This window comes from Bradyrhizobium sp. Ash2021 (assembly GCF_031202265.1).
Taxonomy (GTDB): Bacteria; Pseudomonadota; Alphaproteobacteria; order Rhizobiales; family Xanthobacteraceae; genus Bradyrhizobium.
On sequence record NZ_CP100604.1, the window covers coordinates 3384083 to 3407075 of the forward strand.

16 protein-coding genes and 1 pseudogene are annotated in these 22993 nt (G+C 63.2%); 11 read left to right on the forward strand and 6 right to left on the reverse strand.

Annotated features, from left to right (window positions below; genetic code table 11):
* The first annotated feature begins 88 nt into the window (after positions 1-88).
* From NL528_RS16115 to NL528_RS16135, 5 genes are all read left to right on the forward strand, one after another.
* Positions 89-1780 (forward strand): methyl-accepting chemotaxis protein, encoded by a 1692-nt coding sequence (locus NL528_RS16115; RefSeq protein ID WP_309183663.1) that lies wholly within the window; start codon positions 89-91, stop codon positions 1778-1780.
* A gap of 223 nt (positions 1781-2003) precedes the next feature.
* Positions 2004-4034, forward strand: coding sequence for a methyl-accepting chemotaxis protein (locus NL528_RS16120; RefSeq protein WP_309183664.1), 2031 nt, complete (start codon positions 2004-2006; stop codon positions 4032-4034).
* A gap of 179 nt (positions 4035-4213) precedes the next feature.
* A complete protein-coding gene (locus NL528_RS16125) occupies positions 4214-7393 on the forward strand; it encodes an efflux RND transporter permease subunit (RefSeq protein ID WP_309183666.1) in 3180 nt (1059 codons plus the stop codon).
* Positions 7383-8585 carry an efflux RND transporter periplasmic adaptor subunit gene (locus NL528_RS16130; RefSeq protein WP_309183667.1) on the forward strand — a complete coding sequence of 401 codons (1203 nt, stop codon included), beginning with the start codon at positions 7383-7385 and terminating at the stop codon, positions 8583-8585. Before NL528_RS16125 ends, NL528_RS16130 begins: the two co-directional genes overlap by 11 nt.
* Before the next feature lie 144 nt (positions 8586-8729).
* The gene (locus tag NL528_RS16135) at positions 8730-9878 is read left to right on the forward strand and encodes an IS4 family transposase (RefSeq protein ID WP_309184800.1); all 1149 of its coding nucleotides are present in this window, start codon (positions 8730-8732) and stop codon (positions 9876-9878) included.
* 148 nt (positions 9879-10026) lie between these two features.
* Here the strand turns inward: NL528_RS16135 and NL528_RS16140 are convergent, their stop codons facing one another.
* Both NL528_RS16140 and NL528_RS16145 read right to left on the reverse strand, forming a co-directional pair.
* A complete protein-coding gene (locus NL528_RS16140; protein ID WP_309183668.1) occupies positions 10027-11541 on the reverse strand; it encodes an acetyl-CoA acetyltransferase in 1515 nt (504 codons plus the stop codon).
* A 131-nt stretch (positions 11542-11672) separates the two neighbouring features.
* The gene (locus tag NL528_RS16145) at positions 11673-12806 is read right to left on the reverse strand and encodes a nitronate monooxygenase (RefSeq protein WP_309184920.1); all 1134 of its coding nucleotides are present in this window, start codon (positions 12804-12806) and stop codon (positions 11673-11675) included.
* A 327-nt stretch (positions 12807-13133) separates the two neighbouring features.
* On the opposite strand from NL528_RS16145, the gene NL528_RS16150 reads away from it, so the two are divergent.
* From NL528_RS16150 to NL528_RS16160, 3 genes are all read left to right on the forward strand, one after another.
* A complete protein-coding gene (locus NL528_RS16150; protein WP_309183669.1) occupies positions 13134-14798 on the forward strand; it encodes an NAD(P)/FAD-dependent oxidoreductase in 1665 nt (554 codons plus the stop codon).
* 266 nt (positions 14799-15064) lie between these two features.
* Positions 15065-15949, forward strand: coding sequence for a glutathione-dependent disulfide-bond oxidoreductase (yghU, locus tag NL528_RS16155; RefSeq protein WP_309184922.1), 885 nt, complete (start codon positions 15065-15067; stop codon positions 15947-15949).
* Positions 15950-15990: 41 nt separating this feature from the next.
* The gene (locus NL528_RS16160; protein WP_309183670.1) at positions 15991-16854 is read left to right on the forward strand and encodes an alpha/beta fold hydrolase; all 864 of its coding nucleotides are present in this window, start codon (positions 15991-15993) and stop codon (positions 16852-16854) included.
* A 150-nt stretch (positions 16855-17004) separates the two neighbouring features.
* On the opposite strand, the gene NL528_RS16165 is transcribed toward NL528_RS16160, so the two are convergent.
* The 4 genes and pseudogenes from NL528_RS16165 to NL528_RS16180 all read right to left on the reverse strand — a co-directional run bounded on the left by NL528_RS16165 (position 17005) and on the right by NL528_RS16180 (position 20583).
* On the reverse strand, positions 17005-17727 hold the full coding sequence (locus NL528_RS16165) for an N-acetyltransferase (RefSeq protein ID WP_309183671.1): 723 nt from the start codon (positions 17725-17727) through the stop codon (positions 17005-17007).
* A 61-nt stretch (positions 17728-17788) separates the two neighbouring features.
* Positions 17789-18067 (reverse strand): annotated as a pseudogene (locus tag NL528_RS16170) (flavin reductase family protein); the annotation flags it as partial.
* A 202-nt stretch (positions 18068-18269) separates the two neighbouring features.
* Positions 18270-19544 (reverse strand): acyl-CoA dehydrogenase family protein, encoded by a 1275-nt coding sequence (locus NL528_RS16175; RefSeq protein ID WP_309183672.1) that lies wholly within the window; start codon positions 19542-19544, stop codon positions 18270-18272.
* Positions 19545-19803: 259 nt separating this feature from the next.
* Positions 19804-20583 carry an SDR family oxidoreductase gene (locus NL528_RS16180; RefSeq protein ID WP_309183673.1) on the reverse strand — a complete coding sequence of 260 codons (780 nt, stop codon included), beginning with the start codon at positions 20581-20583 and terminating at the stop codon, positions 19804-19806.
* 168 nt (positions 20584-20751) lie between these two features.
* On the opposite strand from NL528_RS16180, the gene NL528_RS16185 reads away from it, so the two are divergent.
* The 3 genes from NL528_RS16185 to NL528_RS16195 are packed head-to-tail and all read left to right on the forward strand — an operon-like array spanning position 20752 to position 22902.
* Positions 20752-21543 (forward strand): enoyl-CoA hydratase/isomerase, encoded by a 792-nt coding sequence (locus tag NL528_RS16185; protein WP_309183674.1) that lies wholly within the window; start codon positions 20752-20754, stop codon positions 21541-21543.
* The gene (locus NL528_RS16190) at positions 21540-22526 is read left to right on the forward strand and encodes a phosphotransferase family protein (protein WP_309183675.1); all 987 of its coding nucleotides are present in this window, start codon (positions 21540-21542) and stop codon (positions 22524-22526) included. The genes NL528_RS16185 and NL528_RS16190 overlap by 4 nt, the downstream gene beginning before the upstream one ends.
* A 1-nt stretch (position 22527) precedes the next feature.
* A complete protein-coding gene (locus NL528_RS16195) occupies positions 22528-22902 on the forward strand; it encodes a DUF6285 domain-containing protein (RefSeq protein WP_309183676.1) in 375 nt (124 codons plus the stop codon).
* The last annotated feature ends 91 nt before the right edge of the window (positions 22903-22993 follow it).

Below are 22993 nucleotides of genomic sequence, written 5' to 3' on the forward strand. Positions count from 1 at the left end.
AGGCAGGCGGTCCCGCGCTCTAACGGACTCTGAAGCTCGTCACATCAGGCGCGCCCCACGCGCCCAAAAAACCAAGAGATTCCCAGCCATGCTCGCCAAATACTCGATCCGCGCCAAAATCATCGCCGTCGTCGCCTTCCTGCTCGCCGCGATGACGGGCATGGGCCTGCTCGCGGTCAAGAACATGCGCGCGATGAATGCCAACACCGTCGATATCGCGACGATCTGGCTGCCGAGCGTCCGGGTGCTGGGCGATTTGCGCGCCGGCATCATCACCTACCGTAACGTGATCCGCGAGCACATGCTGTCGGAGACGCTTGAGGAAAAGCAAGCCGCGGAAAAGACCCTGGCGGGCGTGGTCGAGAGCAACAACAAGATCCGCGCGACCTACGAGCCGATGATTACCGCGCCGGAAGAGCGCGCGCTCTACAACGAATGGTCGCAGGTCTGGGACAAATACCAGAAGGGCACCGAGGAAGTGATGGCGCTGTCCCGCAAGGCCGCCGGCAAGAGTCCGACCGAGGCGCATGAATTGAACACCAAGACCGTGAACAAGATCGGGCTCGAGGCGGACGCCATCCTGAAAAAGGACATCGACCTCAACAACACCGGCGCCGACAAGGCGGCGCAGGATGCCGCCGACAGCTACAGTTCGGCGTTGATGATGCTCGCGGCCATCCTTGGTGCTGCCGTCATCATCGGCATCGGCGTCAGCTTCTATCTGGTTCGCGACGTCTCGACCGGTATATCTTCGATCGTCACCCCGATGCAGGCGCTGGGCAAGGGCGATCTGAGTGCAAACGTGCCGCATCAGGGCGAGAAGACCGAGATCGGCGCCATGGCCGACGTGCTGCAGGTGTTCAAGCAAGCCCTGATTGCCAAGAAGGCCGCCGATGAGGCTGCCGCGCTTGACGCGGAAGCCAAGATCGAGCGCGGCCGCCGGGTCGACAGCATCACCCGCAATTTCGAATCGATGATCGGCGAGATCGTTCAGACGGTATCGTCTGCGTCGACACAGCTCGAAGCCTCGGCCGGTACGCTGTCGAAGACGGCGGAACGTTCGCAGCAATTGACCACCGCGGTGGCGGCGGCCTCCGAGGAAGCCTCCACCAACGTGCAGTCGGTGGCGTCGGCGACCGAGGAACTGTCGTCCTCCGTCAACGAGATCAGCCGCCAGGTCCAGGAATCGGCGCGGATGGCCACCGACGCCGTCGGTCAGGCCCGCACCACCAACGACCGGGTCAGCGAATTGTCGAAGGCGGCCAGCCGCATCGGCGACGTCGTCGAACTGATCAATACCATCGCCGGCCAGACCAACTTGCTGGCACTCAACGCCACCATCGAGGCGGCGCGCGCCGGCGAGGCCGGCCGCGGCTTTGCGGTCGTGGCGTCCGAAGTGAAGGCGCTGGCCGAGCAGACCGCGAAGGCCACCGGCGAGATCGGCCAGCAGATCACCGGCATCCAGGCCGCGACCCAGGACTCGGTGAACGCGATCAAGGAAATCAGCGGCACCATCGAGAGACTGTCGGAGATATCCTCGACCATTGCGGCGGCGGTGGAAGAGCAGGGTGCTGCGACGCAGGAGATTTCCCGCAACGTGCAGCAGGCGTCCCAAGGCACTCAGCAGGTCTCCGCCAACATCACCGACGTGCAGCGCGGCGCCAGCGAGACCGGCTCGGCCTCGTCGCAGGTGCTCTCCGCGGCCCAGTCGCTCTCGGGCGACAGCAACCGCCTCAAGCTCGAAGTCGGCAAGTTCCTGGATTCGGTCCGGGCGGCCTGACAACAACGCCACTGGCGACAATCGATCAGCCCGGCCCAAAAGGGGCCGGGCTTTTTGCATTGGGCTATGCGTTGCGAAGTTCGGTCACGGGCTAGGTAGTTCCACTGAACCCCATTAACCTTCCATAGTTCTACAGCCGGTATCTTCCAGCAGTCGCGCTGGTCACTTGTCTTCGCTTGCCGTCGCGGCTCACCCAATTCCGGGAAGTCAAAGGTTCGGCGAAATGATCAAGCTCAATCGCATCGGGTACAAACTGGGTCTGGCGGGCGCCGTCGGCGTCTTGCTGGCGATGGGCATGGCCGCCAACCAGATGATGACCGACGCATCGGTGGCGGCCGTTAACGACCGTGCCGGCCGCTCGCAACGGGTGTCCGACGCCGCGCTGGCCGCCAACCTGGCGATGCGGCAGATGGAGCTCGCGGGGCGCAACATCAGATTGTCGAGGACTCCCGCCGAAGTCGAAAAGCACTTCGCCCAACTGGAGCGCCTGAAAGCGTCCGAAACCAGCCAGTTGGAAGCCGCACTGGCGAGCGCCCAGAAGCCGGAGACCCGGGAGCGGCTGCAGAAAATAAAATCCCTGATGGACCGTTTCAGTGCCGGCGTGGAGGAGATCGCGAAAGCGCAGGCAGCACTTCTCGCGCAGATCGACAAGCGCTCGGCGATCTCAGGTGAATGGACCAAGGCTATCGAGGCCGAACTGGCTTCGCCGGCAATGACCAAGCTGGACAATCGCGCCGAGGTCGAAAAGCTGCTGCATCAGGCCGACGCCAAGGTGAACGCGCTAAAGGCCATGGTCTGGCGGTTAGGCGCCACCGGCGATGCCAGCCTGATCGACCAGATTGCGAAGACCCAGACCGCGCTCAAGACCATTTTCAACCTGTTGCGGGGCGAGGCCGATGACCGCGAATTGCTCTCCGTGATTAGCTCGCTGGATTCGGTCGTCAAACGTTTCCTCGCTGCCAATGACGACGTCGTCAGGACCGAGGCGCTGAAGGACGACATTATTGCCAATCGTGCGGTCAAGTTTGCCAATGAGGCCGCCGAATTGATGGAAATGACGGTCAGTACCGCACAAAAGAATTCGGCGGTTTCCAGAGACGAGGTTGCGGCCGAGACCGCGCAGGCCAATCGCATCAACCTGATCATGGCCGGGATCGTCATCCTGACCCTGGTCGCCTCAGGCGTATTCTCCTTCCTCGGGATCGCGCGTCCGATGACGCGCCTGAACCGCGCGCTGGGCGAGATGGCCGGCGGCAAGCTCGATATCGAAATTCCCGGCGCCGGCCGCGGCGACGAGATCGGCGACCTCGCCAAGACCGTCACCGTGATCCGCGAGAACGCCGAGCAAAAGGCGCGCGACGAGGCGGCGGCCAAGACCAGGCAGGAACAGATCGCTGCCGAACAACGCAAGGCGGACATGATCCGGCTCGCCAATGATTTCGAAGGTGCCGTCGGCGAGATCGTCGAGACCGTGTCGTCGGCTTCGACCGAGCTCGAGGCGTCGGCCGGCACGCTCACCTCGACGGCGGAGCGCTCGCAGGAACTCACCACCATGGTCGCCGCCGCTTCCGAGGAAGCGTCGACCAACGTGCAGTCGGTGGCGTCGGCGACTGAGGAACTGTCGACCTCCGTCAACGAAATCAGCCGCCAGGTCCAGGAATCGGCACGGATGGCCTCCGAGGCCGTCGGCCAGGCCCGCACCACCAACGACCGGGTCAGCGAATTGTCCAAGGCGGCCTCCCGCATCGGCGATGTGGTCGAGCTGATCAATACCATCGCCGAACAAACCAATCTGCTGGCGCTCAACGCCACCATCGAGGCCGCGCGTGCCGGCGAAGCCGGCCGCGGTTTTGCGGTGGTGGCGTCCGAAGTGAAGGCGCTGGCCGAGCAAACCTCCAAGGCGACCGGCGAGATCGGTCAGCAGGTCGCCGGCATCCAGGCCGCAACCCAGGACTCGGTGAACGCGATCAAGGAAATCAGCGGCACCATCGAAAGGCTGGCGGAGATCTCCTCGACCATTGCAGCCGCGGTGGAAGAGCAGGGTGCCGCGACGCTGGAAATCTCCCGCAACGTGCAGCAGGCCGCCCAGGGCACCCACCAGGTCTCCGCCAACATCACTGACGTGCAGCGCGGCGCCAGCGAGACCGGCTCGGCCTCCTCGCAGGTTCTGTCCGCGGCGCAGTCGCTGTCCGGCGACAGCAACCGCCTCAAGCTCGAGGTCGGCAAGTTCCTGAACTCGGTGCGGGCGGCGTAACGCCGCCGGCTGGCGGCTCCGGTTCCGGCCGCGGGCGTGCAGGCACGAGCTATGCCGGGGAAGTGAAGGCCGCCTGCGCGCCGCTGCGTTGGCATTCCGGTTCGATTCGGGTAAATCGGCCCGAGCGGATTGGCCTTTCGGGAAGCCAATTACCGCCTTTCCAGGGGGTTGCCTCGTTTATGATCGCATTGGTCCGTATCGCGCTGAGCAGGCCGTATACGTTTGTCGTGCTCGCGCTGCTGCTTCTGATCATCGGACCGCTGGCGGCGCTGCGCACGCCGACCGACATTTTTCCGGATATTCGCATCCCCGTGATCGGGGTGGTCTGGCAATATACCGGCCTGCCGCCGGACCAGATGGCCGGGCGCATCACCTCGCCGTTTCAGCGCGCGCTGACGACGACCGTTAACGATATCGATCACATCGTCGCCAATTCCTATAACGGCTTTGGCATCATCAAGATCTTCTTCCAGCCGACCGTCGACATCCGGATCGCGAACGCGCAAGTGACCGCGATCTCGCAGACCCTGATCAAGCAGATGCCGCCGGGCGCAACGCCGCCCTTGATCCTCAACTACAGCGCGTCCACCGTTCCGATCATCCAGGTTGCGTTGTCCGGCGACGGCCTCACCGAGCAGAACCTCGCCGATATCGGCATCAACCAGCTCCGCACCCCGCTGGTTACCGTGCCCGGTGCTGCGATCCCGTATCCGTTCGGCGGCAAGCAGCGCCAGGTCCAGATCGATCTCAATTCGACGGCGCTGCAGGCGCGCGGCCTGTCCGGACAGGACGTCGCCAATGCGCTGGCTGCACAGAATTTGATCACGCCGGTCGGCACCCAGAAGATCGGGCAGTTCGAATACAACATCCAGCTCAACAACTCGCCGCTGAAGATGGAAGACCTCGGCGCCCTGCCGATCAAGACCGTCAACGGCGCGATGGTCTATGTCCGCGATGTCGCTACCGTGCGCGATGGCAACCCGCCGCAAACCAATATCGTTCACGTCGACGGCAACCGCTCGGTGCTGATGATGGTGCTGAAAGCCGGCGCGATCTCGACGCTGGATATCATCGCCGGCATCAAGCAGAAGGTGATCGACGTCAAGGATCAGCTACCGGATGCGTTGAAGATCGGCTTCATCGGCGACCAGTCGCTGTTTGTCCGCGGCGCCATCACCGGCGTCGCCAATGAAGGCGTGATCGCAGCCCTCCTGACCAGCGTGATGATCCTGCTGTTTCTGGGAAGCTGGCGTTCGACCGTCATCATCGCCGTCTCGATCCCGCTGTCGGTCTTGGGCGCCATCATCATGCTGTCGGCGATCGGCGAGACGCTCAACATCATGACGCTGGGCGGGCTGGCGCTCGCGGTCGGCATTCTCGTCGACGATGCCACCGTCACCATCGAGAACATCAATTACCATCTCGAGCAGGGCAAGCCGGTCGAGCAATCGATCCTGGACGGCGCCAACCAGATCGTGACGCCGGCCTTCGTCTCGCTGCTTTGCATCTGCATCGTGTTCGTGCCGATGTTCTTCCTGACCGGCGTCGCGCGCTTCCTGTTCGTGCCGATGGCCGAAGCCGTGATGTTCGCGATGATCTGGTCGTTCATTCTGTCGCGCACGCTGGTGCCGACGATGGCGAACTATCTCTTGAAGGCGCATGTCCAACATGACGGCGAGCCGCCGCGGTCGCGCAATCCCTTGGTGCGCTTCCAGCGCGGTTTTGAGGCGCGGTTCGAGCGCGTCCGCAGCACCTATCGCGATCTGTTGTCGATGGCGCTCGGGCGGCGGCCGCTGTTCGTGACCGGTTTCCTCGGCATCGTCGCGGTCTCGTTCCTGCTGGTGCCGTATCTCGGCCGCAACTTCTTTCCCTCCGTCGACGCCGGCAACATCCTGATGCATGTGCGGACACAAGTGGGCACGAGGGTCGAGGAAACCGCCAACCAGCTCGCCGACGTGCAAAAGGCGATCCGCAAGATCATCCCGCCTGACCAGATCGATACGCTGGCCGACAACATCGGCATGCCGATTTCCGGCATCAACATGACCTACAATAATACCGGCGTGATCGGCCCGCAGGATGGCGACGTCCAGATCAAGCTCAAAGAAGGCCACCGCCCGACCGCCGACTATGTCCAGCTGCTGCGTGAACAATTGCCGCGGCAGTTTCCCGGCTTGAGTTTTGCGTTCCTGCCCGCCGACATCGTCAGCCAGATCCTCAATTTCGGCGCGCCGGCGCCGATCGATCTGCAGATCCGCGGCGCCAATCTCGAAGCCAATTTCGCCTATGCCAACAAGCTGCTGAGCCAGATCCGCCGGATTCCCGGCATCGCGGATGCGCGGATCCAGCAATCGCCGAACAATCCGACCTTCAACATCGATGTCGACCGCACCCGGGCGCAATATGTCGGTTTGACCGAGCGCGACGTAACCAACAGCCTCGTCGTCAACCTCGCCGGCAGTTCGCAGGTCGCGCCGACCTACTATCTGAACCCGGATAACGGCGTGTCCTATTCGATCGTGATGCAGACGCCGCAATACCAGATCGACTCGCTGAGCGCGTTGCAGACGCTGCCGATCACCGCGACCGGCAACCCGCAGTCGCCGATCCTCGGCGGCATTGCCGACATCAAGCGCACGATCTCCAGCGCCGTGGTGTCGCAATACGACATCCAGTCGATGGTGCAGATCTACGCCACCCCGCAGGGGCGCGACCTCGGCGCGGTCGCGGCCGACGTGCGGCAGGTGATATCAGATACCGCTAGGGAAGTGCCGAAGGGCTCGTCGGTGGTTCTGCTCGGCCAGGTGCAGACCATGAACAGCGCCTTTTCCGGCTTGCTGTTCGGATTGCTTGCCGCAGTTGTGCTGATCTATTTCCTGATCGTGGTGAACTTCCAGTCCTGGTCCGATCCGTTCGTGATCATCACCGCGCTGCCGGCAGCCCTTGCCGGCATCGTCTGGATGCTGTTCACGACGCAGACCACGCTGTCGGTGCCGGCGCTGACCGGCGCCATCATGTGCATGGGCGTTGCCACCGCCAACAGCGTGCTGGTGATCAGTTTTGCGCGCGAACGTTACGAAGAGCTCGGCGACCCCATCGCGGCGGCGCTGGAGGCCGGTTTCGTCCGGTTCCGCCCGGTGCTGATGACGGCGCTGGCGATGATTATCGGCATGACGCCGATGGCGCTGGGTCTCGGCGAGGGCGGCGAGCAGAACGCGCCGCTCGGGCGCGCCGTGATCGGCGGCTTGATCTTCGCGACGATCGCCACCCTGATGTTTGTTCCCGTGGTATTCAGTATGGTACACAAGAAACAGGGCGTCACTGCCGCCGCCTCACCGGAGATGCCGAATGCCCACTGAACAGCCCCCGACGGTCTCGCGCCGGAAGCTGGGCATCTTCGCCGTGGTGGCGGTGATCGGCGCCGGCCTGATCGTCGCAACCGGCATCCGGGCGCGTGAGGATCAAGGCTCCAGGCTGCGCGAATGGACCGACAATCAGGCGGTTCCGACCGTCGCCGTCGCACTCCCCAACGCTCGCGCCCTCAATCCAACCTTCGAGCTGCCGGGCCGGCTGGAAGCCTATTATCGTGCGCCGATCTTCGCGCGCGTCTCGGGTTATCTGAAAAGCTGGAGCGCCGATATCGGCGCCAAGGTCAGGGCGGGCCAGGTGATTGCCGAGATCGAGGCGCCCGATCTGGACCAGCAATTGCTCCAGGCCCGCGCCGATCTCGCCAGCCAGGAAGCCAGCGCGAGATTGTCTGAAGCGACGCTGACGCGCCGCAAGACGCTGGTGGCGTCCAACTTCGTCTCGGCGCAGGAAATCGACGAGCGCACCGCCGACCTTTCCAACAAGAAGGCCGCGGTCAATTCCGGGCAGGCCAATGTCGAGCGGCTGGAAGCGCTGGCGGGCTACAAGAAGATCACCGTCCCCTTCGACGGCGTCGTCACCGCGCGCGATACCGACGTCGGCGCGCTGATCAATGCCGGCGGCGGCTCGGGGCCGGCGATGTTCGTGGTCTCCGACATCACCAAGCTGCGCGTCTATGTCAACGTTCCCCAGAATTACGTGCCGTCGATCAAGATCGGCGCCAAGGCCGCGATCACGATGCCGGAATATCCGAACCGCAGCTTTGCCGCGACCGTGGAAGCCTCCTCGCAATCGGTCGATGTTAGTTCCGGCACGACGCGGATGCAGCTGGCGCTGGATAATTCCGCCGGCGAGCTGATGCCGGGCGGCTACGCCAATGTGCGCCTCAACCTGCAGCGCGGCACGATCCCGCTGCACATCCCGGCCAGCGCGCTGATCTTCAACCAGAACGGCTTGCGCGTTGCGACCGTCGGCCCGGACGACAAGGTGCTGTTCAAGACGGTGACGATCGCCCGCGATCTCGGCAAGGAGATTGAGCTTGCCTCCGGCATCGCCCCCGACGACCGCGTCATCACCGCGCCGCCCGACGGCATCGCCGACGGCGATCCGGTGCGCGTCGTCGGCGCCGGCGCCAAGGGCGCAAAACCCACGACGGCGTCGGAAAAGCAGGACGTGAAGGGGTAGGGGCGGGCCGACCTCTACCATCCGTCATGCCCGGGCTTGACCCACGGCTGTCCGGTTTAATTTTGGTGGACATGGCGCATGGCATTGATTCTTCTGTGTTCCAAGCGTTTGGCGACGTTTTGGGACACGGAGAAGGATCAAGCCATGCAGCATCACAATAGTGTATTCCACAGCGTATTGAAGCAGGTTCCGTGGCATCGCTTTGATCAGCTTGTGGATGAGCACGGGGCCGACAAGCATGTTCGCACCCTGACGACGAAGAGCCAATTAATTGCGCTGATGTACGCACAATTGTCGGGGGCGCAGAGCCTGCGAGAGATCGAGGCCGGTCTGCAGAGCCACGCCACCAGGCTCTACCATTTGGGCAGCGATGAGGTGTCGCGCTCGACGCTTGCGGATGCCAACGCACAGCGGCCCTGGCAGGTGTTCAGCGGCCTGTTCGCGCATTTGGTCGGGCAGCTCACGCGTGGGCTCAAGCGCAAGACCGGCGAAGCGGTGCACCTGATCGATTCGAGCAGCCTTCGTCTGAGCGCGCTGAGCAAGGACTGGGCGAGGTTCTCGGCAGGTGTCTGCGGCGCCAAGATGCACATCGTCTATGACCCCGACGCCGTTTGCCCGATCTATGCCGCTGTCACGCCGGCCAACATCAATGACATCACTGCCGCCAAGGACATGCCGATCGAGGCCGGGGCCACCTACGTGTTCGACCTCGGCTATTATGACTACTCCTGGTGGGCCAAACTCCACGCCGCGGACTGCCGGATCGTGACCCGGCTCAAGAGCAACACCAAGCTTCACGTGGTCCACAAGAATGCAGTCGCGGCAGGCTCAAATATTCTTTCTGATCGCATCGGCCATCTGCCGCAACGTATGGCACGCAACCGTCAAAACCCGTTCCAGGATCCCGTCCGCGAGATCCGCGTGCGCATCGACACCGGAAGGATCCTGCGCATCCTCACCAATGACCTCGATCTACCGGCAACCGATATCGCCGATCTCTATAAACGCCGTTGGCAGATTGAGCTGTTCTTTCGTTGGGTCAAGCAGACCCTCAAAATCAAGCAGTTCATTGGACGCTCCGAAAATGCCGTGCGCATTCAGATCGCAGTGGCTCTGATCGCCTTCCTACTGCTGCGCCTGGCACACACCGCCCAGCGAGCCGTTCACAGCCTGCTCACCTTCACCCGTCTGGTGCGCGTAAACCTTATGCACAGACGACCGATCAACAGGCTGCTCCTTCCACCGCCTCCGATCATCAAAGATCAGCGACAGTTGAGCCTCAGCCTATGCTAAAATTAAACCGGACAGCCGTGAGGCTTGACCCGGGCATCCACGACTTACTTTCTTTCGGTTCAACAAAGAACGTGGATGGCCGGGCATAGGCGAGCGGAAGCGACGCCGTCCTTCGGACGGCTAAGCCCGGCCATGACGGAGAGGATGTTCACCCCACCCGCCATTCCAGCACGCTATCCTCGGCCGTGACGATATTCCCGACCGTCCCCACCGGCGTGCGGTCCATGTTGCGCAGATGCGCCAGCGTCTTCGCGTCGCTGGCGGGAATTCGTCCCAATGTCCGCGCGTCGTTCGCGGTGCGCAGCATCACCACGCCGTGCTCGATCTCGCCTTTGCCGCCATAGATCACGGTAAAGCTTTCGACCTTGCCCTTGCCGCCGGCTTCGGTGACGAACTCCGGCACGGCGCCCTTGCGGCGGTCGGCTGCGGCCTGCACGCTGGTGTCCTGCGCGAGCGCTTGCCTTGGCGCCGCGCGCGACAGCACCAGGCCGTGATGCTTGGTGACGAAGCCACCCTGGCCGTAGAGCAGGCCGAGCTTTGCCCCATTCCGCAGCTTGCGCACCATCGCGCAGGCCGCGTGCGTCATGTAGGTGTTGAGCGGCGCGCCAAAGAACGTCAGCCCGCCGGTCACGGTCGGCTGCACGTCAGCACCTAAGCCCAGCGTCCGCCGCGCCATCTTGGGCACGCAGGGAAAGCAGCTGTACAATTCGATCGCATCGAAATTTTTGCCGTCGCCTTCGACCAGATCCATCACCGCTTTCAGCACGGCATTCTGCGGATGGCTCTCGTAAAACTGGTCGCGGACCAGATAATCGCGCGGCTCTTCCGCCGACGCGCCGCCCCAGGCGTAGACGATGCGATCTTCGCGGACGCCCGCCGCGCGGGCCTTGGCGAGGCTGGTCATCAGCAGCGCACCGCCCATGTTCACGGTCGGATTGGCCACCATCAGTTTTGTATACGGCCACGCGATCAGCCGGTTATCGGGCGAGGGCGTGGTGATTTCGTCCGGCGTGAAATGTTTTTTCAGCCATGAATTGGGATTTTGCGAAGCGACATCCGAATAGGTCGACCACAGGCTACCCGACTCCGCCAGCGCCTCGCGCGGCGTCTGGCCCCAATACGCCGACGTCGCGGATTCATACAGCGGATAGACCGTGATCGGCCGGAACACGCCGAGTTTCACGGCAAGCGGCTTCTGGAACACCGCGCCGCGCTTCGGCTCCTCGACGTCATGCGCGAACGGCGTCCATGGCAGGTCGATACCAGCGCGCTGCGCCTTGGTCGCGGTCGATTGCGCTTCGGCGCCGCAGACCGCGGCCACGCTGCACTCGCCGCGCGCGATACGTTGCGCGGCCTCGTGCAGATACCGGATCGGGCTCTCGCCGCCGACCGGGCCGTAATAGAGATGTGAAGGCTGGACGCCAATACGCGCCGCGAGCTGTTGCTCGGGATCGCGGTAGCGCCAGCTCAGGAAATTGACGACGTCGAGCGAGCCGATCTCGCCAAGCAATTTTGCGCCTGAGTCCGCCTCCGCGCGCTTCAGTGCCTGCTCCAGCAAGGTGAGCGGCTCGAGGCCCGCGGTGGGTTCTTTCGGGCGATCGACGATTTCGCCGACGCCGACGATAACAGGAATGCGGTCTTCGGGGAGGGGGGATTTTGTCATTTTTTTTGTTTCACTCTCTCAGATCGTCAATTCGTTACATCCGTCATTGCGAGGAGCGAAGCGACGAAGCAATCCATTCTTTCCTTCCGCGGAGAGATGGATTGCTTCGCTTCGCTCGCTATGACGGGCACCTACTCCGCCACCAGCGCATTCATGTGCTCCACCGCCTCGACAAAATCTTCCTTGAACTCCTGCACCACCGCGCCCGCCGACTTCACGCTGTCGATCAGGCCGACGCCCTGGCCGACGAAATAGCTGACGAGATCGCGCGCCTGCGTATTGCCGGCTGCGGCTGCACGATCGATCGAGTTGAAGGCGTCGCGGCTGATGATGCTCTGCAGCGGCATCGGCAGCGCGCCGGGGCTGTCGGGCCCGCGATCCCAGGCGTCGGTCCACACCGAACGGAGTTGCCGCGCCGGTTTTCCGGTGCGGCCCTTGGAGCGGATCGCGTCGCGCGAGGACGCCGCGATCATTTTCTCGCGGAAGATTTCGGTGGTCTCGGACTCGACAGTGGCAAGCCACACCGAGCCGGTCCAGGCGCCGGCGGCGCCCATCGCCATGCACGCCGCCATCTGGCGCCCGGTCATGATGCCGCCCGCCGCCAGCACCGGCACGTCGCGGATCGGCTTGATCGCCTTGATCACCTCGGGCACCAGCACCATGGTCGAGACCTCGCCGCAATGGCCGCCGGCCTCGGTGCCCTGCACGACCAGAATATCGACGCCGGCCGCGACCTGGCGCAGCGCATGTTCCTTGGCGCCGACCAGTGCGGCGACCGGCACATTGTGCTTCTTGCCGCGATCGATCATCGCCTTCGGCGGCACGCCGAGCGCGTTGGCGATCAGCCGGATCGGATGATCGAAGGAGACGTCGAGCAGTTCCAGCGCGCGCTGCGCGTCGAACGGCTGCGGCTGATTGTCGGCGACATTGGTCGTCGTCAGTTCGATGCCGTACTTCTTCAGGAGGTTGCGGGTGAAGTCGCGATGCGCGGGCGATATCCGCGCCTCCAGGCTCTTCCAGGTGACGTCCTTTTCGCCCGCTGTCGAAATGTTCTCGGGGATCAGGACATCGACGCCGTAGGGTTTGCCGTCGGCGTGATCGTCGATCCATTTCAGCTCCCGCTCCAGCGTTTCGGGCGAGTGCGCGGTCGCACCCAGCACGCCGAAACCGCCGGCGCGGCTGACGGCTGCCACCACGTCGCGGCAATGGCTGAAGGCCAGCAGGGGGAATTCAATTCCCAGCATGTCGCAGATCGGTGATTTCATGGTTTTGTTCACTCCCTGCGGCAGCGTTTTGGTGCTGCTCATTTCGTTTCGAATTCACGCGTTGTTGCCGGACGCTAGCGCATCGAGGGTGTGCATGCCAAGTCTCCGACCTCATCCTGAGGAGCGGCGTCGTCGCCGCGTCTCGAAGGATGGGCCACGGGCCTCATGGTTCGAGACGGCGCAAGTGCGCCTCCTCACCATGAGGAATGAGCATTCCACGCTGCAGAATATGCAGCCCGGAACGACGGTTTTGTCTCTTGCGCTTTGGCTGGCCGAAGGGAATGCTGCTCTGCAAATCGACAAGAAATCCTTGGGGAGCCCGCCTTCATGTCCGCCGCCTTGCCATCCGTATCCGGTAAAGCTTCCGAGACCTACGACGTCGTCGTGGTCGGCGCCGGCTTTGCCGGCATGTACATGCTGCACCGGCTGCGCAAGCAGGGAATGACGGCGCGGGTCTATGAGCAGGGCGATGGCGTCGGCGGCACCTGGTACTGGAATCGCTATCCCGGCGCACGCTGCGACGTCGAGAGCATGCAATATTCCTACTCGTTCTCCGACGAGCTGCAGCAGGAATGGGACTGGAGCGAGCGCTACGCGCCGCAGCCCGAGATCCTGAAATACGCCAACCACGTCGCCGACCGTTTTAATCTCCGCCCCGATATCCAATTCAACACCCGCGTCGAACGGGCCGAGTTCGACGAGAGCGCCGGCGTCTGGTCGGTCGCCACGTCCGGCGGCAAGACTGTGACCGCTAAGTACGTCGTGCTCGCGACCGGTTGCCTCTCGAACGCGAAGATGCCCGACATCAGGGGTCTCGATGGCTTCAAGGGCAAGGTTTATCACACCGGCCACTGGCCGCACGAAGCGGTCGATTTCACCGGCCAGCGCGTGGCCGTGATCGGCACGGGATCGTCGGGCATCCAGTCGGTGCCCATCATCGCCGAGCAGGCCAGCCATCTTACGGTATTCCAGCGCACCGCGAATTTTTCCATTCCCGCCCGCAACGCTGTTCTGACCGAAGACGAGCGACAACGGTTCCGCGAAAAATATCCGGAAATAAGGCGCTTTGCCCGCGAGGAGGCGCGCAACGGCATCTATACCGATCTGCCCGATCGCGGCGCGCTTGACGACGGCGACAACGAGCGCCGCGCCAAATATGAATCACGCTGGAGCAAGGGCGGGCTGACCTTCATGTCGGTCTACAACAACCTCGCGCTCGACAAGACGGCCAACGACACCGCCGCCGATTTCGTCCGCGAGAAGATCGCCGAGATCGTGAAGGATCCGCAAACCGCAAAACTGCTGCAGCCGAACAACCACCCGATCGGTTCGAAACGCATCTGCATCGACACCGATTATTTCGCGACCTTCAATCGGGCGAACGTGACGCTGGTCGACATCAAGTCCAGCCCGATCGAGGAGATCACCGCGAATGCAGTGCGCGCCGGCGATAAGGACTTTGAGGTCGATGCTTTGGTGCTGGCGACCGGCTTCGATGCCATGACCGGCTCGGTCGCAAAAATCGACATCCGCGGCCGCAACGGACAGGCGCTGAACCAGAAATGGGCCGAGGGTCCAAAAACCTATCTCGGCCTGATGAGCGCGGGTTTTCCAAACCTGTTCATCATCACCGGTCCCGGCAGCCCGTCGGTACTGTCCAACATGATCGTTTCGATCGAGCAGCATGTCGACTGGATCGCCGATTGCGTCGCCTATATGCGCAACCACGGCCTCCAGACGATGGAAGCGGACAAGGACGCCGAGGACAAGTGGGTGGCCCATGTCAACGAGGTTGCCTACACCACGCTCTATCCGCAGGCCAATTCCTGGTACATGGGCGCCAACGTGCCGGGCAAGCCGCGGATCTTCATGCCCTATATCGGCGGCGTCGGACCGTACCGGCAGATCTGCAACGACATCGCGGCGAAGGGCTATGAGGGGTTTGTGATGGCGGGCGCGGAGCAGAAGCGGAAAGTGGCGGCGTCTCAATGACCGTCATTGCGAGCCAACGGGTCGCGCGAATGCGCGCCCGATGACAGGCTCCGCGAAGCAATCCATCCCACCACGAAAAGAAAGAATGGATTGCTTCGTCGCTGCGCTCCTCGCAATGACGGGGTAAAAAAATCGGGTCTCGTAGGCTGGGCAAAGCGAAGCGCGCCCACCATCTAGTGCGGAGCTTGGGTGGTGGGCAGGGCGCAAGCGCCTTTGCCCACCCTACGAATTCACAATCAGGAGCTAACCGAGTGACCGACGCACCCGTGACTGAAACCCCCGCCTACGAGCCGCCAAAAGTCTGGACCTGGAACAAGGGGAGCGGCGGCCGCTTTGCCAGCATCAACCGCCCGATCGCAGGCGCAACGCATGACAAGGAGCTGCCGGTCGGCCGTCATCCGATGCAGTTGTATTCGCTGGCGACGCCGAATGGCGTCAAGGCGACCGTGATGCTGGAAGAGCTGCTCGCGCTCGGGCACAGCGGCGCCGAATACGACGCGTGGCTGATCAAGATCGACGGCAACCAGTTCGGCTCTGGCTTCGTCGCGGTCAATCCGAACTCGAAAATCCCGGCGCTGATGGACCGCAGCGGACCGACGCCGATCCGGGTGTTCGAATCCGGCGCGATCCTGGTGCATCTTGCGGAAAAATTCGGGGCCTTGCTGCCATCGGGCGGTCAGGCGCGCGCGGAATGCCTGTCGTGGCTGTTCTGGCAGATGGGCAGCGCGCCGTTTCTCGGCGGCGGCTTTGGCCATTTCTATGCCTACGCGCCGGAAAAGATCGAATACGCCATCGACCGCTACGCGATGGAGGTGAAGCGCCAGCTCGACGTGCTCGATCGGCGGCTTGCGGACAACGAATATCTCGCAGGCCACGACTATACGATCGCCGACATCGCGGTATGGCCCTGGTATGGCTCGCTGGTGAAGGGCGTGCTCTATGGCGCGGGCGAATTTTTATCCGTGCAGGACTACAAGAACGTGCAGCGCTGGACCGATGCGATTGCCAAACGCCCAGGCGTGCAGCGCGGCCGCATGGTGAACCGCACGTGGGGCGATCCCGCCAGCCAGTTGCACGAGCGCCACGACGCCAGCGATTTCGAAACGAAGACGCAGGACAAGATTGGAGAGGTCGTCAGCGCGTCGCCGTAGGGCGCACGTAGCGGCCAAGAAACTGATCAGGGGGGCCGATGATGGATCCGATCAGACGCACCATACTGACCACGGGCGCCGCGGTGACGGCGATCGCCACAGCACCGCGCGCGTTCGCGCAGCAGACCGGGCAGGGAGGAGCCGCCATGAGCTTTTTTGAAAAAGGCGCCGTACGCATCCACTACGAGGAGGCCGGTTCCGGCTACCCGCTGCTGCTGATTGCGGGCGGCGGATTGAACTCGACGATATCGGGCCTCAGCGGCAGTTACCCGCCCTTCGACTCCTTCGTGGAATTCAAGGGCGAATACCGCTGCATCGCCGCGGATCTGCGCAACGCCAATGCCGGCCAGTCCACCGGCCCGCTCGAGATCGAGCGTCCCTGGGATTCTCACACCGACGACCAACTCGGTCTGATGGATCATCTCGGTATCGACAAGTTCATGGTGCTGGGCTTTTGCATCGACGGCCCCATGATCTGGAACCTGTTGCGGCGCGCGCCAAATCGCATCGTCGCCGCGGTGCTGGCGCAGCCCAGCGGCTCGCGCCCGGAAATGCGCAACCTGTTCTACGACAACAATATGAAAGGCTGGGGGCCCGAGCTGGTCAAACGCCGGTCCGAAGTCACGATGGAGACGGTGGAGAAATTCCTGACCAGGATGTACCGCACCAACCCCGATTTCGTCTTCACCGTGACGCGCGACTTCGTCCGCCAGTGCCAGACGCCGGTGCTGATCCTGCCCGACGATGTCCCGGCCCATCCCTATGCGGTCGCGATGGAAGCGGCGATGCTGGCGCCGAACGCCGAAGTCAGCATGTTCCCGTGGAAGGAGCCCCAGGAGCGGATTCCGCTCGCGGTGCGGCAAATCCGTTCCTTCCTGCGGGCGCATCGGCCGGCTGCGGCGTAGGGCGGCAGCCGTGTCTGTGTTCCGTCATCCTGAGGTGCGCGCCCTTGCGCGCCTCGAAGCATGAGCACGGCCCGTGGCCCATCCTTCTAGGCTCGCTACGCTCGCACCTCAGGATGACGGCTGCGCTGATTTCACCCAAGCCATCACGCTCTAATCCGGCAGCGTCTCTCCGGAACCGCCGAGCTCCGCCGGCAAATCCCTGTACTTCGGCAGGCCGTCCTTTACGGAAACCATCTTGCTCCCGTAATTCGCATGCAGGGTCGGCGCATGCGTGTAGCCCTGCAGCAGATTGGCATAGACATCGATCAGCCGCATGCGCGGATGGTCGGTCATGATGTGGCCGCCGCAGACCTTGCAGAATTTCCGGTAGGAATTTTCGGTCTTGTGAAAAGTGCCGATTTCGGCTTCGCCCTTGGTGATCCGCACATCATCCGACTTCCACAGGCTGAAGGCGTTGATCGGCGCCGCCGACCAGGCCTGGCAATCCCCGCAATGGCAGTAGCCCGTGAACACCGGCGTGCCCGTCACCTCCACCTCGACCGCGCCGCAAAAGCAGCCGGCCTTGTAGGTGGCCGCATTCGTTTTCGCTGCCTCGCCGTCGGCCAGCAGATCGTTGTATTCGGCGTGCTTGGTCATGTAGTTGCGGATGAAATCGCATTCGACGGAAAGTTTTCGTCCCTGCGCCCGCACCGCATCGAGCGTCGCGCGTCCGAGTTTCGAGCCGACGCCGCGGCCGCCCAGTTCCGGCGGCACTTCGGTGTGCACCAGCGTGATGGCGCCGGGCGATTTGCGGTAGGTGACGAAGGCGATCGTGCCGTCGACATCGAGTTCGAACCGATCGCGCGCTTCATTGTCGCTGAAATTGTCGGTCATGGGCGCTCCTGTTTTGGATCGGTGGGCACGGCGCAAAACGCGCCTTTGCCCACCCTGCAAATTAAGTCGCCACTACCCCCTGCGCCGGCGGAAACACCATTCGGTCGTCGGTGCGGCAATAGCGGTCGGCGAACATGCGGCCGACCGGGTGATAGCGGTCCATATGCACGCGCATCGTTTTGCTGTCCCACAATTCGTCGCGGATGTGGAAGTTGATGCCTTCGCCCATGATGAGCTGGCGGTCGCCGTTCACGTCGATGGTTTTCCAGGTCCTGCATTCCATCGCCCATGGCGCGTCGGCGAGCCGCGGCACCGCGATCTTGGTCGAGGGCGCGAGCTCGCGCTGGGTGAGATCGCCAGGGGCGTATTGCATGGTGTATTCCGTTGAGGCGGGATCCACTTGCTTACCTCGCCCCGCTTGCGGGGAGAGGTCGGATCGCCCTTAGGCGATCCGGGTGAGGGGGACTCTCAGCGAGCGAGCCCGTGGAGAGTCCCCCTCATCCCGACCTTCTCCCCGCAAGCGGGGAGAAGGAGAAGCTAGCCTACGGCATGCTCAGTTCATGCCGCCCGACCACCATCCAGTGCACTTCATCCGGACCGTCGGCGAAGCGGAGGTGGCGCACGTCCTGGTACATTTCGCCGAGCGGCGACCATTGCGAGATGCCGGTGGCGCCGTGCATCTGGATCGCCTGGTCGATGATCTTGCAGGCGCGCTCGGGCACCATCGCCTTGACCATGCTGACCCAGGTGCGGGCTTCCTTGTTGCCGAGCACGTCCATCGCCTTGGCGGCCTTCAGCACCATCAGCCGCATCGCCTCGATCTCGCAGCGCGCCTGGGCGATGATCTGCAAATTGCCGCCGAGATGCGCGATCTTCTTGCCGAAGGCCTCGCGGGTCAGGCCGCGCGAGACCATCAGGTCGAGCGCCTTTTCCGCCTTGCCGATGGTGCGCATGCAGTGGTGGATGCGGCCCGGTCCGAGCCGGACCTGCGAGATCTCAAAACCGCGGCCTTCGCCGAGCAGGATGTTCTCCTTTGGCACCCGGACATTGTTGAAGCGCAGATGCATGTGCCCGCGCGGCGCGTGGTCGTGGCCGAACACGTGCATCGGCCCGATGATCTCGACGCCGGGCGTGTCCTTGGGAACCAGGATCTGCGACTGCTGCTTGCTTGGTGCAGCGTCCGGACTGGTCTTCACCATCACGATCATGATCTTGCAGCGGGGATCGCCGAGGCCGGAGATGTAGTATTTCTCGCCGTTGATCACCCATTCGTCGCCGACCAGTTTTGCGGTCGTCGAGATATTCTTGGCGTCGGAGGAGGCGACATTCGGTTCGGTCATGGCGTAGGCGGAACGGATTTCGCCGGCCAGGAGCGGCTTCAGCCACTTCTCCTTCTGCTCCTTGGTGCCGACGCGCTCGATCACTTCCATGTTGCCGGTATCCGGCGCCGAGCAGTTCATGGTTTCCGAGGCCAGCGGGCTCTTGCCGAGTTCGGCGGCGATATAGGCGTAGTCCAGATTCTTCAGGCCTTCGCCGGTCTCGGCGTCGGGCAGGAAGAAGTTCCACAGGCCGACTTCCTTGGCCTTCGCCTTGGCCTTGCCCAGCACCTCGAGCTGCTCCGGCGTGAAGCTCCAGCGGTCGGTCTTTTTCTCGCCATGCCGGTAAAACTCGACCGACATTGGCTCGACCGTTTCACGGATGAATTTTTTCACGTGGTCGTAGAGCGGGCGGACCTTCTCCGACATCCTAAGATCGTTGAGTTCGTCTTCCGGATTGAGCGTATAGGTCGTGGTGCGGGGTATGTAGGCGTGTTTCATGCAGTCCTCCCATTGGGGCAGATCGTTCGTTCCCGTTCGCTCGGGCGATCTGTCTGAAACGCTTGTTTCTGGTCGTCACTGTAAACGTCCGCTTGGCCTTTGCACAGGCAAACGACGCTGTGGTTTTTCCGCCCCGTGGAAGGTACGTGCCTGCCCGGCGGGCAAAAAATCAGCGAAACTCCATCCACGTCGTCCCGGCTCCTGATGCGCAATTGCGCATATGGGCCGGGACGACGAGCTGCGTATGACGACCTCGATCTCAAAACGCCGTATACCCGCCGTCGATCACGAAGCAATCCGCGGTATGATACGACGAGGCCTTGCTCATCAAATACACCGCGATGCCGCCGAAGTCCGAGGGCTCGCCGAAGCGCCGCACCGGAATCCGCGGCATCACATTGGCGACGAATTTGTCGTTCGCCATGATGTTCGCGGTCATGTCGCTCTTGATCCAGCCGGGCAGGATCGCGTTCGCGGTGACGCCGTATCGGGCGAGTTCCACCGCGAGCGCGCGGCACAGCGCGTTCAGCGCCGCCTTGGTGCCGGCATAATGCTCGTTGCGCGCGGTGCCGAACAGCGAGGCGAGGCTCGAGGTCGCCACCAGCCGGCCGAATTTGTCGCCGGCGTCGGCGCGCTCGGTCATGTGGCGCGCGGCGGCCTGGAACACATGGAAGACACCGTCGAGATTGGTCGCGAACATTTTTCGCCATTCCTCCTCGGTGCGGTCGATGAAGGCGCGCCGTCCGCCGCCGCCGATGCCGGCATTGGCAAAGCAGCCGTCGACGCGGCCGAAGGTGTCGAGCGTCGCCTTCATCGCATCCTTGACGGAGGCGGGATCGGCGACGTCGCAGATGCGGGTGTCGACCTTGCCGGGACCGGCCGCCATGGTGGCCGCGGCATTTTTGTTCTTCTCGGCGTTGCGGCCCCAGATCGAGACGTTGCAGCCGGCGGCGTTCAGCGCCTGCGCGATGCCAAGCCCGATGCCGCCATTACCGCCGGTGATGATGGCGACGCGGCCGGAGAGGTCGAAGATGCTCATGGGTGTTTCCATTTGGTATGGCGCACGTTAGGTCGTGCGTTCAATGATGGCCAGATGTTCAGAGCCAACCATGGACAAGGCTATCAGAAAAATCAAATATGGGCCGAGATGGCAGATTCAATCTGCCGCGCAACGCAATAGCGCGTAAACACAAGTCATGAGGAAACAATGCAGTTCAAGCACGTCACGCTCGACATCGATGGACCGGTCGCCGTTCTCAGGCTCGACCATCAGGAGGTCATGAACGCGGTCTCGATGGACATGCTGGGCGGCCTTGCCGAGGCGCTCGACACCATCGACGAGAAGAAATCCGAAATTCGCTGCGTGGTGCTGACCGGCGCGGGGCGCGCGTTCTGCACCGGCGCCAATCTGCGGGGCCGCAACAACCAGAAGCCGGGCAGAAGCAACGCCGGCGCCTCGCTGGAAATCGGCTTTCACCCGTTCCTGCGCCGGTTGCGCAATCTGCATTGCCCGCTCGTCACCGCGGTCAACGGCCCGGCCGCCGGCGCCGGGATGAGCTTTGCGCTGATGGGCGACATGATCCTGTGCGCGCGCTCGTCCTATTTCCTGCAGGCGTTCCGCCGCATTGGCCTCGTGCCGGATTGCGGATCGACCTGGCTGCTGCCGCGGCTGATCGGCAAGGCGCGCTCGGTCGAGCTGTCGCTGATGGGCGAGCGGCTGCCGGCGGAAAAGGCGCTGGAATGGGGGCTGGTCAACCGCGTCCATGACGATGCGGCTTTGATGGAGGAGGCCATGAAGCTCGCGCATGAGCTCGCCAACGGTCCGACGATTGCGCTGTCGCTGATCCACAAACTGTATTGGGACAGCCCGGAGAACTCGTTCGAGGAGCAACTCAACCTCGAGTTCGAGTCGCAGCGCACCGCGGGCGCGGCGGAAGATTTCAAGGAGGGCGTCACCGCCTTCCTCGAAAAGCGCCCGGCAAAGTTCAAAGGCAAATGATCGAGCAGGAACTCGGACGCTGCGTCGCCGCCTTCTATCCGGGCGCGACCGGCATTGCCGGCGCGGCAAAACTCTCCGGCGGCGCCAGCCAGGAGACCTGGTCGTTCGACATCGTCCATCCCGGCGGTGTCATCGGCGCGATCCTGCGCCGCGCGCCGCCGGGCTATGGCGCCTCGCCGGGGCGGGCCGCCGGCCTCGATGCCGAGGCGACGCTGATGCAGCTCGCGTTTGACGCCGGCCTGCCGTCGCCACGCGTGATGCATGTGCTGCAGCCGGAGGACCACCTCGGCACCGGCTTCATCATGCAGCGGATCGAGGGCGAAACCATCGCGCGCAAGATCCTTCGCGATGAACAATTTGCAAAAGCGCGGCCGATGCTGGCGCGCCAACTCGGCAAGGTCATCGCCGGCATCCACGGGCTCGACGGCTCGAAACTGCCAAAACTGCGGCAGATGACGTCGACCAAGGAGATTGCCGATCTCGAGCGCGAATACCGCAGCTTCGACTGGCCGCGGCCGGTGTTCGAACTGGCGCTGCGCTGGCTCAAGCGCCACGATCCCGGCCCGTCGGCCGAGGTGACGCTGGTGCATGGCGATTTCCGCCACGGCAATCTAATCATCGGCCCCGACGGCGTCCGCGCGGTGCTGGATTGGGAGCTCGCGCATCTGGGCGATCCGATGGAGGATCTCGGCTGGATCTGCGTCAATTCCTGGCGCTTTGGCGAGATCGACAAGCCGGTCGGCGGGTTTGGCACGCGCGAGGATCTGTTTGCGGGATACGAGGAAGCCGGCCGCCGCGCCGATCCGGATCGCGTGATGTTTTGGGAAGTGATGGGCACACTGCGCTGGGGCGTGATGTGCTGCGGTATGATGCAGCGGTTCCGCAGTGGTCCCGATCATTCGATGGAACGCGCGATGATCGGGCGGCGTTCGTCGGAGACGGAGATCGATTTGCTGCGGCTACTTGCTCCACGGGGGAGATGAGATGCAGGACGAGCCGACACCCACCGAACTGATCAAGGCGGTCGCGGAGTTTCTGCGCAACGAAATCACGCCTGTGATTAAAGGCCACAACGCCTTCAAGCTCCGCGTCGGCATCAACGCGCTCGATCTGGTGACGCGGCAACTGGCGCTGGAGAGTGACGGCGATGCCGCCGAGGCCGCACGGCTGAAGCAATTACTCGGCGCGGACGGTTCGCTGAAGGAGCTTAACCGCGCGCTGTCGGACAAGATTGCAAAAGGCGAGATCGACCTGCAGACGCCGGGATTATCGCAGCATCTATGGCAAACCACGATGGACAAGCTCGCCGTCGATCAGCCGAATTATGCGTCGTACAAAAGGGAGCTGGGGACGAAGTGATTAGCGCCAGTCTTCCATCCTCGTCATTGCGAGGAGCGAAGCGACGAAGCAATCCACTCTTTCTTTACGCGGAGAAATGGATTGCTTCGCT